The sequence below is a fragment of the Amycolatopsis lurida genome, assembly GCF_900105055.1.
GTDB classification, from domain to species: domain Bacteria; phylum Actinomycetota; class Actinomycetes; order Mycobacteriales; family Pseudonocardiaceae; genus Amycolatopsis; species Amycolatopsis lurida.
On sequence record NZ_FNTA01000004.1, the window covers coordinates 5,222,135 to 5,236,965 of the forward strand.

Below are 14,831 nucleotides of genomic sequence, written 5' to 3' on the forward strand. Positions count from 1 at the left end.
CGATCGTCGGGTGACTGAACTGCTCGGTCCTGCGGAAATCAGGGCGCTGGCGGCCGAGCTGGACGTACGTCCGACCAAGAAGCTCGGCCAGAACTTCGTGCACGATCCCAATACGGTGCGCCGCATCGTCGACCTCTCGAAGATCGGCGAAGGGGACGTCGTCCTGGAGGTCGGGCCGGGCCTCGGCTCGCTGACACTCGGACTGCTCGCGACCGGCGCCGAGGTCGTCGCGGTCGAAATCGATCCTGTGCTGGCGGAACGGCTGCCGAGCACCGTGGCCGAGCGAGGCGGGGCCGAAAGGCTGACGGTCGTCGGCGCGGACGCGTTGCGGATCACCGCGAACGACCTGCCGGCACGGCCGACGGCGCTCGTCGCGAACCTGCCGTATAACGTCGCCGTTCCCGTCGTGCTCCACCTGCTGGCCGAATTGCCGTCGCTGACCAGCGGCCTCGTAATGGTCCAGACCGAGGTCGCGGACAGGATGGCGGCGGGTCCGGGAAGCCGGACTTACGGCGTACCCAGCGTCAAGCTCGCCTGGTACGGAAAGACGCGCAAGGTCGCCGCGGTGCCCAGGGCGGTGTTCTGGCCGGTTCCGAACGTCGACTCCGCCTTGGTCGCGTTCGAACGGGGCGACGTGGTGTCGTCCGTGGAGCGGGAGCGGCTGTTCGCGGTCGTCGACGCCGCCTTCTCGCAACGGCGGAAGACCTTGCGGGCAGCGTTGGCGTCGTGGGCCGGTTCCGCCGAACGCGCGGGGGAACTACTCGAAAAGGCGGGTATCGACCCCAAAACCCGCGGGGAGCAGCTGGACGTCCACCAGTTCGCCCGGATCGCCGCGGCTGCCGGCTGACCACCCTGGCGCAGGTGACCGGGGCCGCGCGACTGCGTGGTTCCTCCCCTCGATTTGGCGCGGGCGAACCTTGTCTTAGCAGGCAGCGCGCCTGCCGGAGGTCGGATACGCCTGTCCGCGTCCCATAATATGGGCGGCCCATCCTGTATAATGGACGCGACCAGACGTGTGATCTGCGCCTACGCGCTTGCTTTCATCCAGTGGGATCGGTTTTACTCAGTAAGCCATCCCGAGCGACTGAGAGACCTGGCTCGCCGAAGTCGCAGCAACCACCCTCCACAGGGCAGGTGCTACAGCCAGGACCGATGGAGGCTGTGCCTAATGAACAGGGTCACCCACCCGCTCCTGCTGACCAGGCGACGTGTCGTCGATGAAGGTCGCCGCACGGTAAGTGCGTGTCGACGCTCCACCGTTACTGCCTGAGTTCATTCCCTTATCTCTGAATCCGTCCGTTTCCCGGACGGTTACTCGGTGACGGTTGGCGCGCTCGCAAGAAGCAGCGCCCCATGTGCATGGAGCCTTTCGTGATCACTGTTGAAAACCTGTCCAAATCCTTTCCCCTCAACGGAAATCCCGTCGTCGCACTGCGCGATGTGAGCGTGGACATCCAAGCAGGCTCGCTGTTCGGAGTCGTCGGTCCGGCGGGCTCCGGCAAATCGACCCTTGCTCGGTGCATCGGTCTTCAGGAGCGTCCCGACCGCGGTGTCGTCCGCCTCGACGGACTCAACACCGGAACCCTCGACGGACGCCGTCTCCGCGAAATCCGGCGCCAGGTCGGCGTGGTGAGCACCAAGCCGGAATTGCTCGCCGAACGCACCATCGCCGGCAACATTGCTTCGCCGCTCGAGCAGCTCGGCCTCGACGGGCCGCAGCGCCGCAACCGGGTCGGCAACCTGCTCGACCTGGTCGGGCTCACCCCCCGTGCGGGGCAGCGGCCGGGCGACCTGTCCGAGGGGCAGCTGCGCCGGGTGGCCATCGCCAAGGCACTGGCCGCCGGGCCGTCCGTGCTCCTGGCCGACGACCCGACCGCGGGCGTGCAGCCCGAGGAGTCCGGCGCGGTCCTGACCGTGCTCGACCGGGCGCGCGCCGAACTCGGTGTCACCGTGCTGCTCACCACACCCGACGCCGGCGTGGTCCGCCGTGTCTGCGACGACGTCGCGGTTCTGGAGGCCGGCGCGATCATCGAACGCGGAACCGTGCTCGACCTGGTCTCCGACCCCAACAGCCGGACCGCGCAGGCGCTGCTTCCCGCCATCGAAACCGGGCGGGCACAGGCCTCGAAGTACGACCGTGCGGTGGACGTAGTGCTCGTCGGCTTCGCCTCGGTCGGTGCGCTGCTGCCGGAGGCCGCCGGTCGCTTCGACGTCGAGCTCGCCACCATCGGGGGCGGTCTGACCCGGATCGGCGACACCCCGGTCGGCCGGTTCCGCCTCGGGGTGCGCGGTGAGCGCGCGGACGCCGCGCTCGCCTGGATCGCCGAACGTGGCGGCCACGTGACCCACCCGGTCCGCGGCCCGCAGGGCGTCGCCGCCTGATTTCTCCGCGAACGGGCCGTCCAGGACGAATTGCGTCCAAGGCGGCCCGTTCGCGTCTGCCCCTTCCATTCTCTTTCTCCTGATGGCAGCGCAAGTGGAGCGGCCACGTAGGCTTGACGCGTGCTCGCCGTCGTACCGCCCCCAGTGACCGTCAGGGTCCCCGCCAAGGTCAACCTGCACCTGTCGGTCGGAGATGTACGCCCGGACGGCTACCACGAGCTGGTGACCGTGTTCCAGGCGCTTTCCCTGACCGACGAGGTGACCGTCGCGGTCACCGAGGACCCCGGCGTCGAGGTCTACGGTGAAGGTGAAGGTTCCGTACCGACAGGAGCCAACAACCTGGCCTGGAAGGCAGCGCAGGCGTTGGCGGCCCACATCGGCAAGGCGGACGGCGAGTCCAAGGTCAGAGTCGTGTTGCGCAAAGGCATCCCGGTCGCGGGCGGGATGGCCGGTGGCAGTGCCGACGCGGCCGCGACCCTGGTGGGGCTCGCGTCGCTGTGGAAGCTCGACATCTCCCGGGACGAACTGGCGGGTATCGCCGCGAAACTCGGGAGCGATGTTCCTTTCGCGCTCTACGGCGGGACGGCGTTGGGCACCGGCCGAGGCGAGCAGCTGGTGCCTGTCCTGTCGAGGCACACCTTCCACTGGGTCCTGGCCTTCGACCAGCGTGGGCTTTCGACTCCGCGGGTGTTCGGCGAGCTGGACAAGTTGCGTGAAGAAGGCAGCCCACCGCGGATCGGCTCGCACACTCCGGTGGTGGAGGCGCTGGCATCCGGCGACCCGCGTCAACTGGCGCTGCTTCTCGGCAATGATCTGCAGGCGGCCGCTGTCTCGTTGCGTCCGGGGCTGCGCCGCACGTTGCGGGCGGGAGTCAACGCGGGTGCGCTCGCCGGCACCGTGTCCGGATCCGGGCCGACCTGTGCCTTCCTGTGCGCGGATGCCCAGTCGGCCGTCGAGGTCGCCGCGGAGTTGTCCGGCGCCGGTGTCTGTCGCACGGTGCGCGTCGCGCACGGGCCCGTCCCCGGAGCCCGGCTGGTCGGCGGGGATGACGCGCCGCGGCCGTCGCCGCCTCGGGTGCACGCATGAGGGTGTCCGAAATGGACACCGACTAATTCGTTTGTGATGCGAGCTTTTTGGAAAGGATCGGCTGAGGCATGGCCAACTTGGTCAACCTGGAGTCGGTGAGCAAGTCCTTCGGGGTGCGCCCGCTGCTCGACGGTGTTTCGCTCGGTGTGGCGGAGGGGCAGCGTATCGGTGTCGTCGGTCTCAACGGGGGCGGGAAGACGACGTTGCTGGAGGTCCTCGCGGGGATCAGCGAGCCCGATACGGGACGCGTCAGCCAAGTCCGGGGCTTGCGGATGGCCGTGGTCACCCAACGGACCGAACTTCCCGAAGGCAGCACAGTCGGAGATGTCGTGCTGGAGCGCTACGGCGCGGAGCACGAGTGGGCCGCTGACGCGCGTGTCCGGTCCATTATGGACGGTCTGGGCATCACCGCTCTCGGCATCGACAAGGAAACGGCGAACCTGTCCGGTGGCGAACGCCGCCGGGTGGCACTGGCGGCCGCTCTCACCGGTGAACTGGACCTCGTGGTCCTCGACGAGCCGACCAACCATCTCGATGTCGAAGGTGTGCGCTGGCTCGCGGATCACCTGCTCAACCGCAGGATCGCGGTCGTGGTCGTCACGCACGACCGGTGGTTCCTCGACACGGTCGCGAGTGTGACCTGGGAGGTCGCCAACGGTCGCGTCGAGCAGTACGAAGGCGGCTACGCGGACTGGATCTTCGCGCGGGCCGAGCGGGCGAGGCTGGCGGCGACGGCCGAGGAAAAGCGGCAGAACCTGGCGCGTAAAGAGCTCGCATGGCTGCGCCGCGGCCCGCAGGCCAGGACCTCGAAGCCCCGCTACCGCGTCGAAGCGGCTGAAGCGCTGATCTCCGACGTGCCGGAGCCGCGTGATTCGGTCGAGCTGCAGGCGTTCGCCCGCCGTCGGCTGGGTAAGACCGTGCTGGAGATCGAGGACGCCACGTTGACCGTGGGCGACCGCACCCTGCTCGATCACGTCACCTGGCGGATCGGGCCCGGCGATCGGATCGGCCTCGTCGGCGTCAACGGATCCGGTAAGACGACGCTCCTCAAGCTGCTCGGCGGTGACAGGGAGCCTGAGACGGGCCGACGTATCCAGGGCAAGACGGTCAGCCTCGCGCACCTGCGGCAGGAGCTCGACGACCTACCTGGCGATCTGCGCGTGCTGCAGGCGATCGAAGAGGTCTCCGGCCGGGTCGTGTTCGGAAAGCAGGAGCTCACCGCTTCGCAGCTGGCCGAAAAGCTGGGGTTCCCCGCGGCGAGGCAGTGGACGCCGGTCGAGGACCTGTCCGGTGGTGAACGGCGCCGCCTGCAGCTGTGCCGGCTCCTCATGGCCGAGCCCAACGTGCTGCTGCTCGACGAACCGACGAACGATCTCGATATCGACACCTTGCAGCAGCTCGAAGATCTGCTGGATTCCTGGCCGGGCAGTCTCGTCGTCGTTTCGCACGACCGATACCTGGTGGAACGCGTCTGCGACACGATCGTGGCCTTGTTCGGGGACGGCCAAGTGACCCACCTGCCGGGCGGGATCGAGGAATACCTCGACCGGCGAGCAAAGAGCCTTGAGAAGGCCGGCGGCGACCGTAAGGCGGGCGGCGCGCAGACCTCCGCGCCCAAGAAGAGCGCAGCGGAACAGCGGGCGGCTCAGAAGGAACTGTCCCGCCTCGAGCGCAAGCTCGACCAGCTGCACACGAAGGAAGAGAAGCTGCATGCGGCGCTGCTCGCCGCGGCGACCGATCCGACGAAGCTCATCGAGCTGAACACCGAATTGAAAGCCGTCGAAACGGAGAAGGAGGAGGTCGAGGCCCAGTGGCTCGAGACCTCCGAAGCGATCGAATGAGTTCACTCGACGGCGAGCGGGCGGTTCAGCGCGGACAGTAGTGTGACGCGCATGAGTCGGTTCGTGGACACGCTCGTCGCCACCGCGGCGGGGCGAGGTCAGCAGCGGGGAATGGTCACCGGGGAGCCCAAGGAGCCGGTTCGGCGTACGTGGGCCGAGATTCACGAGCAGGCCAAGCGGGTCGCCGGGGGTCTGGTGACGGCCGGGCTGGAGCCCGGCAAAGCGGTCGCGGTGCTGGCGGCGGCGCCGTCATTGATCGCGCCGACGGTTCAGGCGGTCTGGCTCGCCGGCGGCAGCGTGACGATGCTGCACCAGCCGACGCAGCGCACCGACCTGGCCGAATGGGCCGAGGACACCGTTCGCGTGCTGCGGATGATCGGGTCCGGCCTGGTTCTGCTCGGTGAGCCGTTCGACCAGCTGGCGCCGGTACTCACGGAGCACGGCATCGCCTTCCAGGTCATCACCGAGCTGCTCGAGGCCGAACCGTTGGCGGAGCCCGTGCCGACGGCCGAATCGGATACAGCGCTCCTGCAACTGACCAGCGGGTCGACAGCCGACCCGAAGGCCGTTCGGATCACCTACGGGAATCTGTATTCGAACGTCAAGGCGATGGTCGACCGGGCCGAGTTCGATTTCGACGTCGACGTGATGGTCTCGTGGCTGCCCACCTTCCACGACATGGGGATGGTCGGCTTTCTGACGGTGCCGATGACGTTCGGCGTCGAGCTCGTCAAGATCACGCCGCTGGAGTTCCTGTCGGGACCGTTGATCTGGCCGCAGCTGATCAGCAAGTACAACGGCACGACCACCGCCGCGCCGAACTTCGCGTACGCGATCGTGGGCAGGCGGATGGCCAGGGTCGAGGACGACGACGCGTACGACCTCTCGAAGCTCCGGATCGCACTGAACGGTGCCGAGCCGATCGACGAAACGGCTGTGAAGACGTTCGTCGAGGCGGGGGCGCGCTTCAAGATGCCCGCCGAGTGCGTGTTCCCGGCGTACGGCATGGCGGAGGCGACTCTCGCGGTTTCGTTCGCACCGTTGTTCACCGGCTTGACGCTGGACGTCGTCGAGGCCGACGCGCTCGAGACGGACAACCGCGCGGTGCCGGTTCCCGAGGGCGACCCGCGTCGGGGGACCGACGAAGTCCGGTCATTCGCGGTGCTCGGGCCGCCGCTCGACGGGCTCGAGGCCGAGATCGTCGACGACAAGGGAGCCGTGCTCGGAGAACGCGAGGTCGGGGAGATCCGCCTGCGAGGCGAGGCCGTGACACCGGGCTACCTGACCATGGAAGGTCCGCTCGCGACGCAGGACGAGGACGGGTGGCTGCTCACCGGTGACCTCGGCTACCTGGTCGACGGCATGATCGTGATCTGCGGCCGTCGCAAGGACGTCATCATCATGGGCGGCCGGAATCTGTACCCGACCGATATCGAACGCGCGGCGACCTCGGTCGAGGGGGTCCGGGCGGGGAACGCCGTGGCCGTGCGGCTCGACGCCGGCAGCCGCCGGGAACGGTTCGCCGTCGTGGTCGAATCGAAACTCGCCGGGGATCCGGAAACGGAAAAGGCGCTGGCGAAAGAGGTCGCGGCCAAGGTGCGCGGTGCCGTCGACATGCGGCCCTTCGCGGTGGTGGTGCTCCCGGCGGGGAGTCTGCCCAAGACGCCCTCGGGCAAGGTGAAGCGGGCCGCGACCGCCGTCCAGTTCGCGGACAAGATCGCCAAGAACGCGGCGACCAGCTGACACGAAAGGGCCGGGCCCGCGAATATCGCGGGCCCGGCCCTTTCGCTGCACCTCCCGGTGGTCAGCGGCGTCGCCAAGGTGGCTTGCGGGTATGGGTGTGCTCCAAGGCAGGCGCTATGTAGTAGCCGGCGGACTGGGACAGACCGGCCAGCGTTCCCTCGACGTCTCGCAGGAACGCGTCGACGGCTGCCGGGTCATAGCCTCGTTTCGACAGCGGGGCTTTGGCGAACGCCACGTTGTGGACGTCCGAAACCGACAGGTCGTCGTCACCGTCGAGGGTCGCCGCGACCCGCTCGAGGAAGGCGTCGACCGCGGGTTCGTGATAGCCGCGGGCACCGATCGGCGCCCGGTCGAACTGCCGGGTTCTGGCCTCGAAGGCGGTGACGGGCACTAGCGCTCCCGCAAGAATTCGACGGGACCGCGGTCCGGGACGGCGCGTTCGGCGGTCGCTTCATCCTCTTCGCGGGCGCCGGGCACACCGAGCACGTGCTGGCCGGTGCGGTGGGCGAGCTGCGTTTCGACCTTGTCGAGGAAGTCGTCGACTTCGCGTTCGTCGTAACCGCGTTTACCGATCAACGGACGCGAGAACATGACGTGGTGGACCTCGGCGGCCGTCAGGTCGTCCCGGTCCGAGATCGTGTCGGCGATCCGTTCCAGGAACGCGTCGACCTCGTGTTTGGCGTATCCCCGCCGCCCGATCGGGGCGTTCGGGAAAGTGGCGCCGGTGATGTCTTCGGCCGTGAACGACATGAAACTCTCTCCGGTTTCGGTGGGGAATGCGATCTCCGCATCCCGTCCTAACGGGTTTGAGAGTTCCCCGGAAGAGCTCGCCCTATTCCACGACTCGATCAGGGGCGTGGTGAAACGCCTTCGAGTGACGGGGTGTAACGCACTGCCATGTGAGCGGGTTCACCCAGCGTGGAAGGTGTTCTGGGCTGCGGCGAGACCGGTGCTGATAAGCGCTTCAACGGCGTCGGCGCAACGATCGACCTCGAAAGCGAGCTCTTTGCGTTCGACCGTCGAGAAGTCTTTCAGCACGAAATCCGCCGGATCCTGCCGTCCCGGAGGGCGGCCCACGCCGAAACGGACACGGTAGTAGTCCTTCGTGCCCAGTGACTTGGTGATCGAGCGGAGACCGTTGTGCCCGTTGTCGCCGCCGCCCAGCTTCATCTTGAGCGCGCCGAAGTCGACGTCCAGCTCGTCGTGGATGACCACGACACCGGCCGGGGGGATCTTGTAGAACCGGGCCGCGCCCACCACGGGCCCACCGGAGAGGTTCATGTACGAACGCGGCTTGGCCAGGACCACCCGCCGGCCCGCGAGCCGTCCTTCGAGGATTTCGGCGCCGCTCTTGTGGGCCTTGAACTTGCCGCCGACACGATGTGCGAGCTCGTCGAGCACCATGAAGCCGACGTTGTGCCTGTTGCCCGCGTATTGGGGGCCGGGATTGCCGAGGCCGGCGAGCAGGATCTGCTCGCCGGCCCCGGGAAGTACTGCTTCGGTCACACCAGTGACTTTATTCGGCGTCCTCGGCGGAGGTCTCGGCCGCCTCGGAAGCGCCTTCTTCACCCTCGAGCGCGGACTCGGACGGCGACTCGTTCACGGCGACGACCAGGGCGTCGGGGTCGGTGACCAGCGTGGCGCCCTTCGGCAGCGCGACGTCCGAGGCGTTGATCTGGGTGCCGGCGACGACGCCCTCGACCGAGACCTCGACCTGCTCGGGGATGTGCAGCGCCTCGACCTCGATCTGGATGGCGTCGAGGTCGGTGGTGACCAGGGTGCCGGGGCCGGGGGTGCCGGTGACGACGACGGGGATGTCGACGGTGACCTTCTCGCCGCGGATGACGACCAGCAGGTCGACGTGCTCGATGTAGTTCTTCAGCGGGTGGACGACGATGGTCTTCGTCAGGGCCAGCTCGCTCTTGCCCTCGAGGTCGAGGGTGATGACGGCGTTGCTGCCGTTCTCACGCACGACGCGGGCGAACTCGATGGCGGGCAGGGCGTAGTGGCGCGGTTCCGAGCCGTGCCCGTACAGCACCGCGGGGATCTTGCCGGCGCGACGCGTGCGGCGCGCGGCACCCTTGCCGAATTCGGTGCGGGGCTCGACGGACAGGCGTACCTCGGACACGGTGTAGCACTCCTTCAATTCACCAACATGTTCAGCGAAATCATGCTGAGGTGGGGATGGTTCGGGGCGGTTCTGGTGTTCGGCGGCGAATTCCACAGGCGTGCTCGACCGCGTGTGGCCACTCAAGCCGCCGCGTCGATCACGTCGGGCACCAGGTGCTCACGGAACCCGCCTCGCCGAGACCGGGAAAGTGTAGACCAACCGGTCGCGTGGTGGTCCCGCCGGGTGCCTCGTACAGGTGACAAGTCGGTGACAGCTGCTTCGCGAACCCGCGGATGCGGTGGTGCGCGACCCCTTTTCTAAGGTGTGATCTGCTCGCACGCGAGACTAAGGGGACGGGATGCCGGCACGACGGTCGAAGATCGGCGCGATCGCCGCGTTGTGCTGCCTCGTGGCCGGTTGTGACGTCGCGATCGACGGGGCGGCCGGGATCTCGCCCGCCGAACAGCAGCGGGTGGACCGGCGCGCGGAGCTGCGCGGCGCTGTCGAGAGCGCGTTGAAGGCGCTGGAACAGGCTCCAGCCGTTGTCTACAAGGCGACGATCAAGGACGCGTCGGGTCAGCCCGCGGAACTGCAGTTCCGGATCACCCGGAACGGGAGCGCCCACGGCGCGCTGCCGGTCGACGGCCAGACCATCCAGGTCATCTCCGCCGACAAGCAGTTGTACCTCTCGGCGACGCCGGAGTACTGGAAGGCGCACGGGCTCGGCGACAGCGACCAGTACGGCACCAGCTGGGTCCGCACGGACAGCTCGGACCTGCCGGTGAACGCCGTCGAGGTGCTCAGCCCGCGCAAGGCCGCGTCGACACTGAGGACCGCGGTGTCCGGGATGAACCCGTTGACCGATCCGGTCCGTTCGAAGTTGCCTGACGGGACCGAGGTCTACGACGTCGGGAGCGGGCTCGGAACACTGCGGGTGACCACGGCGGCGCCGCACCGTGTCGTCAGTTTCGCGCCTTCCCTCGTCGCCGCTGCGGGCGGCAAGACGCTCGGCGCCGAGATGCGGGTCGAGCCGCTCACCGGGGAAGCGCTGAAGAAGCTCCAGACCGATCTGGACGGCGCGATCGGCGGGATCGGACAGCCGTTCGACGCGCTGACCCAGGTCAGGGTCAGTGTCGTCAACGACAAGCTGGACTGCACGGACTTCGTCGGGACCTGCCGGGCGACCATCGACGTCGCCAACTCCGTCATCGGCGGCATGAACGGGACGCCCGTGCACCTGAAGCTGACGGTCGACTTCACCGCGCAGTCCCTCGGCGCGCAGAGCTGCACGGCGGACGCCGACGCGGCGCCGGACACCACGACGAGCATGTCCTGCGAGGTCAAGTTCAAACTGCCGAATCGGAACGCCAGCTATCAGGTGCAGGCGAAGCCGTCGGCCAAAGGTGAGGTCCGGGCTCCGGTCGACGTCAACGGCGTTCGCGAAAAGCTCAAGTCCGAGTTCGCCACGCTGGGCGGCTGACCTGCACGCTCACCTCGGGGTGCGTTGCATACGTTGAAGTAGCCGATCTCGCGTTCTTAGCATCGGCGTAGTCGCCGATGAAAAGGGAGAAACGCGATGGCGAAATTGGTTGTGTTCGGAGGAACCGGGTACGCGGGCGGGAAGATCGCCGCGGAGGCACGCGGCCGCGGTCACGAAGTCTTGGTGGTGTCCAGGACCGCCGAAGGTGAGGGAACCAGGGCCGGCTCGCTCTACGATGAGGCATTCCTGGCCGATGTCGCCAAGGGCGCCGATGTCCTGGTCATCGCGGTTCACGGGCAGAGCGGCCTGCTCGACGCGGTGCCCTCGATCGCGCAGGTCGCGAAGGACAACGGCGCACGGATCGGCGTGGTCGGCGGGGCGGGCAGCCTGCACGTGGCCGAAGGCGGACCGCGACTGATCGACACCCCCGAGTTCCCGGACGAATACAAGGGTGAAGCGGGCGCGCACGCTGAGGTGCTGGAAGCGTTCCGGAAGCTTCCCGAGGACATCGACTGGTTCTACGTCAGCCCGGCCGCGGAGTTCGGCGCGTGGGCCGAGGGCGAGCGGACCGGTGAGTTCCGGCTCGGTGGCGACGTGCTCCTGACCGACGAGAACGGCGGTTCGAAGATCGGCGGTGCCGACTACGCGATCGCGTTCGTCGACGAGATCGACAAGCCGGAACACCGCCGCCAGCGTTTCTGCGTCGCTTACTGACCGGACAGTTCCCGCACGACCGGCGCGAACGTTTCCAGCATCGGTTCGAACACCGTGATGTAGGAGAAGCCGTACCGTTCGCGACGCTCCTGCAGCTGCCGGACGATCTCGGCGACGGTGCCGAAAAGCAATTGGGGCGTTTCGAGCAGGGCGTCGACGTCGAGGCCGTCCTGGTCTTTGACCTCTTCACGCCAGGCCTCGGCGGCCGCGCGCCGGTCGTCCGCGACGACGACCCGCTGGACCAGCATGTTCAGTTCGGGATCGCGGCCGTTCGCCTGTGAACGGAAGAAGGCGACACGTTCGTCCATGCGCTCGGCATCGTCGAGCCGGAACGTTCCCGGCGGTTTCCCCGGTGCTTGACGAAGACCCGCGAAGCCGGCGATGTCGGCTTCACGGGCGGCGAGGGACAACACGCCGTCGCTGTTGCCCGCGAGGAGCAGCGGCGGGGGCGTGATTCCTTCGTCGGCGAAGTGTCCGCGCAGGTGGTCAAGGCTCTTGGCGAGGTACTCGATACGTTCCTTGGCCGGGATCCACGGCAGGCCGGCGTCGTCGAATTCCGATTTCATGTGGCCGGAGCCGAGTCCGAGGTCCAGCCGGTCGCCCGTCATCTTCGCCGTCGTGACGACTTCGCGTGCGAAGAGTGCGGCGTTGTAGAAGGCCATATTGGAAACAAGAGTGCCGACGCGGGGCCGTTGGGTCACCGCGGCGGCCATGGTCAGCGCCGGGAAAGGCGCGTTCCGTCCCGGGCCGAGATGGTCGGGCACGGAGATGACGTCGAATCCGAGGGCCTCGACGCGGCGGCACTTCGCGACCCAGTCTTCACGGTTCTCGGCGCCCCACAGGTTCACGCCGAATTTGAATTTCCCCATGAACGGAACCTAGCCATGCCGGGCGACCGGCCGCGCGTCGTTTCGCGAGGAGCCGAAAACGAAGCAAGGGACCTTTGCTCTCACTCTCTTGCGGAGAGTGAGAGCAAAGGTCCCTTGCTTCGGCTGGATCAGGCGTTGCCGTCGAAGAGGGACGTGACCGATCCGTCCTCGAAGACCTGCTGGATCGCCTGCGCCAGCAGCGGCGCGATGGACAGCACGGTCAGCCCGGGGAACCGCTTCTCCTCCGGGATCGGCAGCGTGTTGGTGACGATGACCTCGCGCGCCTTGCAGTTCGACAGCCGCTCGGTGGCGGGGTCGGACAGGATGCCGTGGGTCGAGGCGATGACGACGTCGGACGCGCCTTCGTCGAGCAGGGCCTCGGTGGCCTTCACGATCGTGCCGCCGGTGTCGATCATGTCGTCGATCAGCACGCACAGCTGACCGCGGACCTTGCCGACGACGCGGTTGGCGACGGCCTGGTTCGGCTTGTCGGGGTCGCGGGTCTTGTGGATGAAGGCGATCGGCCGGTCACCCAGCTGCGCTGCCCACTTCTCGGCGAGTCGCACACGGCCCGAGTCCGGCGAGACGACGGTGATGTTCTCGTCCCGATAGGTCTTGTTGATGTGCGCGGCCAGCACGTTCTGCGCGAGCAGGTGGTCGACCGGGCCGTCGAAGAAGCCCTGGATCTGCGCGGTGTGGAGGTCGACCGTCATGATCCGGTCGGCGCCCGCGGTCTTGAACAGGTCCGCGATCAGGCGCGCGGAGATCGGCTCGCGGCCCTTGTGCTTCTTGTCCTGCCGCGCGTACGGGTAGAACGGCATGATCACGGTGATCCGCTTGGCGCTCGCCCGCTTGAGGGCGTCCACCATGATCAGCTGCTCCATCACCCATTCGTTGATGGGAGCGGGGTGGCTCTGAATCACGAAAGCGTCGGTCCCGCGCACCGATTCGTTGAACCGGACGAAGATCTCCCCGTTGGCGAAGTTGTGCGCGGTCTGCGGAACGACCGACACGTTGAGGTGCTTGGCGACCTCTTCCGCGAGTTCCGGGTGGGCGCGCCCGGAGAAGAGCATCAGGTTCTTCTTCGGTGTTCCGGACTTCGAGCTCATGCTGGCGACTCCCCGTCGTTTCCCTTGTTTGAATCGGACACGGCGGTGGTGTCCTGCTTCGCGGCGGAAGCTGCTTCCGCCGCGGGTGTGCCCGGCCTGCGCCGGGACACCCAGTCTTCGATGTTGCGCTGCGGCCCGGTGGACACGGCGAGCGCGCCCGGAGGCACGTCTTGCCTGATCACGGTGCCTGCCCCACTGTAGGCGCCATCACCGATGGTCACCGGGGCGACGAACGTGTTGTCCGCGCCGAGCCGCACATGGGAGCCGATCGTGGTGTGGTGCTTGTTCACGCCGTCGTAGTTGACGAAGACGCTGGAGCATCCGATGTTGCTGTTCTCGCCGATGGTCGCGTCGCCGACGTAGGTCAGGTGCGGGACCTTCGTGCCGGCGCCGATGTCGGCGTTCTTCGTCTCGACGAACGCGCCGAGTTTGCCCTTGGTCCCCAGTTTGGAGCCGGGACGCAGGTAGGTGAAGGGACCGACCTTCACCCCGTCGCCCAGTTCCGAATCCGAACCGTGTGTCCGCACCACCGACGCGCCCGCGCCGACGGTGACGTTCTCCAAGGTGCTGTCCGGGCCGATCTGCGCGCCTTCGCCGACCGACGTCGAACCCTTCAGTTGCACGCCGGGCTCGATGACGACGTCGCGCGACAAGGTCACGCCCGCGTCGATCCAGGTGCTCGCGGGGTCGACGACGGTGACGCCCGCCCGCTGCCAGCCGCGGACGATCCGGCGGTTCAGTTCGGCGCCGAGGACGGAGAGCTGAACGCGGTCGTTGACGCCTTCGGTCACCCACGGGTCGTCGATGACGAGGGCGCCGACGCCCTTGCCGTCGCCGCGGGCGATGCCGAGGACGTCGGTGAGGTAGAGCTCGCCCTGCGCGTTGTCCGTCGAGAGCCGCGAGAGCCCGTCGACGAGGACCGAAGCGTCGAAGGCGTAGACGCCGGAGTTGATTTCGGCGATTTCGTGCTGTTCGGGGGTGGCGTCCTTCTGCTCGACGATCGAGGTGACGACGCCGTTTTCGTCGCGGACGATCCGGCCGTAACCGGTCGGGTTCTCGACGACCGCGGTCAGCACGGTGACCGCGTTACCGGTGGAGGTGTGCTCGGCGACCAGAGAAGCGAGCGTTTCGGTGTCGAGCAGCGGGACGTCGCCGTAGCTGACGACGACGGTGCCGGTCAGCCCGCCGGGCAGCGCGGAGAGCGCGCACGAGACGGCGTGCCCGGTGCCCTTCTGCTCTTCCTGGACGGCCGTGACGACCTGGCGGCCGAGAGCCTCGCCGACCTTTTCCAGCCGGGCGCCGACCGAGTCGCGACCGTGGCCGACGACCACGACCAGGTGCTCCGGGTTCAGTCCCGCGGCGGCCCGCACCGCGTGCTCGACCAACGGGCGGCCGGCGATCGGGTGCAGCACCTTCGGGGTGGACGAACGCATGCGGGTGCCCTCACCCGCGGCGAGGATCAACGTGCTCAGCGGGCCGGTCACGGCTCTCCCAACA

14 protein-coding genes and 1 riboswitch are annotated in these 14,831 nt (G+C 67.8%); of the genes, 7 read left to right on the forward strand and 7 right to left on the reverse strand.

All coding sequences use genetic code 11. The features are described 5' to 3' along the window. The first annotated feature begins 10 nt into the window (after positions 1-10). The 5 genes from rsmA (at position 11) to BLW75_RS30200 (ending at position 7,052) form a co-directional block, all read left to right on the forward strand. Positions 11-847 (forward strand): 16S rRNA (adenine(1518)-N(6)/adenine(1519)-N(6))-dimethyltransferase RsmA, encoded by an 837-nt coding sequence (gene rsmA / locus BLW75_RS30180; RefSeq protein WP_034305628.1) that lies wholly within the window; start codon positions 11-13, stop codon positions 845-847. Between the two features lie 221 nt (positions 848-1,068). Beyond that, a riboswitch (SAM riboswitch) is annotated at positions 1,069-1,159 on the forward strand. A 212-nt stretch (positions 1,160-1,371) separates the two neighbouring features. Then, positions 1,372-2,382, forward strand: a complete 1,011-nt coding sequence (locus BLW75_RS30185) for a methionine ABC transporter ATP-binding protein (RefSeq protein WP_034305962.1) — start codon at positions 1,372-1,374, stop codon at positions 2,380-2,382. A 120-nt stretch (positions 2,383-2,502) separates the two neighbouring features. Beyond that, the gene (locus tag BLW75_RS30190; RefSeq protein WP_034305626.1) at positions 2,503-3,468 is read left to right on the forward strand and encodes a 4-(cytidine 5'-diphospho)-2-C-methyl-D-erythritol kinase; all 966 of its coding nucleotides are present in this window, start codon (positions 2,503-2,505) and stop codon (positions 3,466-3,468) included. A 68-nt stretch (positions 3,469-3,536) separates the two neighbouring features. Next, complete coding sequence (locus BLW75_RS30195) at positions 3,537-5,309, forward strand: ABC-F family ATP-binding cassette domain-containing protein (RefSeq protein ID WP_034305623.1); 1,773 nt, start codon at positions 3,537-3,539, stop codon at positions 5,307-5,309. Positions 5,310-5,360: 51 nt separating this feature from the next. Continuing rightward, complete coding sequence (locus BLW75_RS30200; protein WP_034305621.1) at positions 5,361-7,052, forward strand: fatty acyl-AMP ligase; 1,692 nt, start codon at positions 5,361-5,363, stop codon at positions 7,050-7,052. Positions 7,053-7,113: 61 nt separating this feature from the next. On the opposite strand, the gene BLW75_RS30205 is transcribed toward BLW75_RS30200, so the two are convergent. From BLW75_RS30205 to BLW75_RS30220, 4 genes are all read right to left on the reverse strand, one after another. Then, entirely contained in the window at positions 7,114-7,443 is a 330-nt protein-coding gene (locus BLW75_RS30205; RefSeq protein ID WP_034305619.1) for a DivIVA domain-containing protein, read from the reverse strand. Beyond that, positions 7,443-7,802, reverse strand: coding sequence for a DivIVA domain-containing protein (locus BLW75_RS30210; RefSeq protein ID WP_034305616.1), 360 nt, complete (start codon positions 7,800-7,802; stop codon positions 7,443-7,445). The genes BLW75_RS30205 and BLW75_RS30210 overlap by 1 nt, the downstream gene beginning before the upstream one ends. 159 nt (positions 7,803-7,961) lie before the next feature. Further along, positions 7,962-8,558 (reverse strand): aminoacyl-tRNA hydrolase, encoded by a 597-nt coding sequence (gene pth / locus BLW75_RS30215; protein WP_034305613.1) that lies wholly within the window; start codon positions 8,556-8,558, stop codon positions 7,962-7,964. A 10-nt stretch (positions 8,559-8,568) separates the two neighbouring features. After that, positions 8,569-9,180: a 50S ribosomal protein L25/general stress protein Ctc gene (locus BLW75_RS30220; protein ID WP_034305960.1), complete on the reverse strand. Its 612-nt coding sequence runs from the start codon at positions 9,178-9,180 to the stop codon at positions 8,569-8,571. 340 nt (positions 9,181-9,520) lie between these two features. Here BLW75_RS30220 and BLW75_RS30225 point away from each other — a divergent pair, with 340 nt between their 5' ends. Further along, positions 9,521-10,642, forward strand: coding sequence for a hypothetical protein (locus tag BLW75_RS30225; RefSeq protein WP_091598623.1), 1,122 nt, complete (start codon positions 9,521-9,523; stop codon positions 10,640-10,642). A 96-nt stretch (positions 10,643-10,738) separates the two neighbouring features. Continuing rightward, the gene (locus BLW75_RS30230) at positions 10,739-11,356 is read left to right on the forward strand and encodes an NAD(P)-dependent oxidoreductase (protein WP_034305610.1); all 618 of its coding nucleotides are present in this window, start codon (positions 10,739-10,741) and stop codon (positions 11,354-11,356) included. On the opposite strand, the gene BLW75_RS30235 is transcribed toward BLW75_RS30230, so the two are convergent. From BLW75_RS30235 to glmU, 3 genes are all read right to left on the reverse strand, one after another. Continuing rightward, positions 11,350-12,225 (reverse strand): TIGR03621 family F420-dependent LLM class oxidoreductase, encoded by an 876-nt coding sequence (locus BLW75_RS30235; protein WP_034305608.1) that lies wholly within the window; start codon positions 12,223-12,225, stop codon positions 11,350-11,352. The genes BLW75_RS30230 and BLW75_RS30235 overlap by 7 nt on opposite strands. A 128-nt stretch (positions 12,226-12,353) precedes the next feature. After that, on the reverse strand, positions 12,354-13,334 hold the full coding sequence (locus tag BLW75_RS30240) for a ribose-phosphate diphosphokinase (protein WP_007028782.1): 981 nt from the start codon (positions 13,332-13,334) through the stop codon (positions 12,354-12,356). Then, on the reverse strand, positions 13,331-14,818 hold the full coding sequence (glmU, locus tag BLW75_RS30245; RefSeq protein WP_034305604.1) for a bifunctional UDP-N-acetylglucosamine diphosphorylase/glucosamine-1-phosphate N-acetyltransferase GlmU: 1,488 nt from the start codon (positions 14,816-14,818) through the stop codon (positions 13,331-13,333). The genes BLW75_RS30240 and glmU overlap by 4 nt, the downstream gene beginning before the upstream one ends. Positions 14,819-14,831 lie beyond the last annotated feature (13 nt).

Coding starts and splice junctions, on each gene's coding strand:
- BLW75_RS30225 (WP_091598623.1), top strand. CDS start 9,521: ATGCCGGCACGACGGTCGAAGATCGGCGCGATCGCCGCGTTGTGCTGC.
- BLW75_RS30230 (WP_034305610.1), top strand. CDS start 10,739: ATGGCGAAATTGGTTGTGTTCGGAGGAACCGGGTACGCGGGCGGGAAG.
- BLW75_RS30240 (WP_007028782.1), bottom strand. CDS start 13,334: ATGAGCTCGAAGTCCGGAACACCGAAGAAGAACCTGATGCTCTTCTCC.
- BLW75_RS30200 (WP_034305621.1), top strand. CDS start 5,361: ATGAGTCGGTTCGTGGACACGCTCGTCGCCACCGCGGCGGGGCGAGGT.
- BLW75_RS30195 (WP_034305623.1), top strand. CDS start 3,537: ATGGCCAACTTGGTCAACCTGGAGTCGGTGAGCAAGTCCTTCGGGGTG.
- BLW75_RS30210 (WP_034305616.1), bottom strand. CDS start 7,802: ATGTCGTTCACGGCCGAAGACATCACCGGCGCCACTTTCCCGAACGCC.
- BLW75_RS30235 (WP_034305608.1), bottom strand. CDS start 12,225: ATGGGGAAATTCAAATTCGGCGTGAACCTGTGGGGCGCCGAGAACCGT.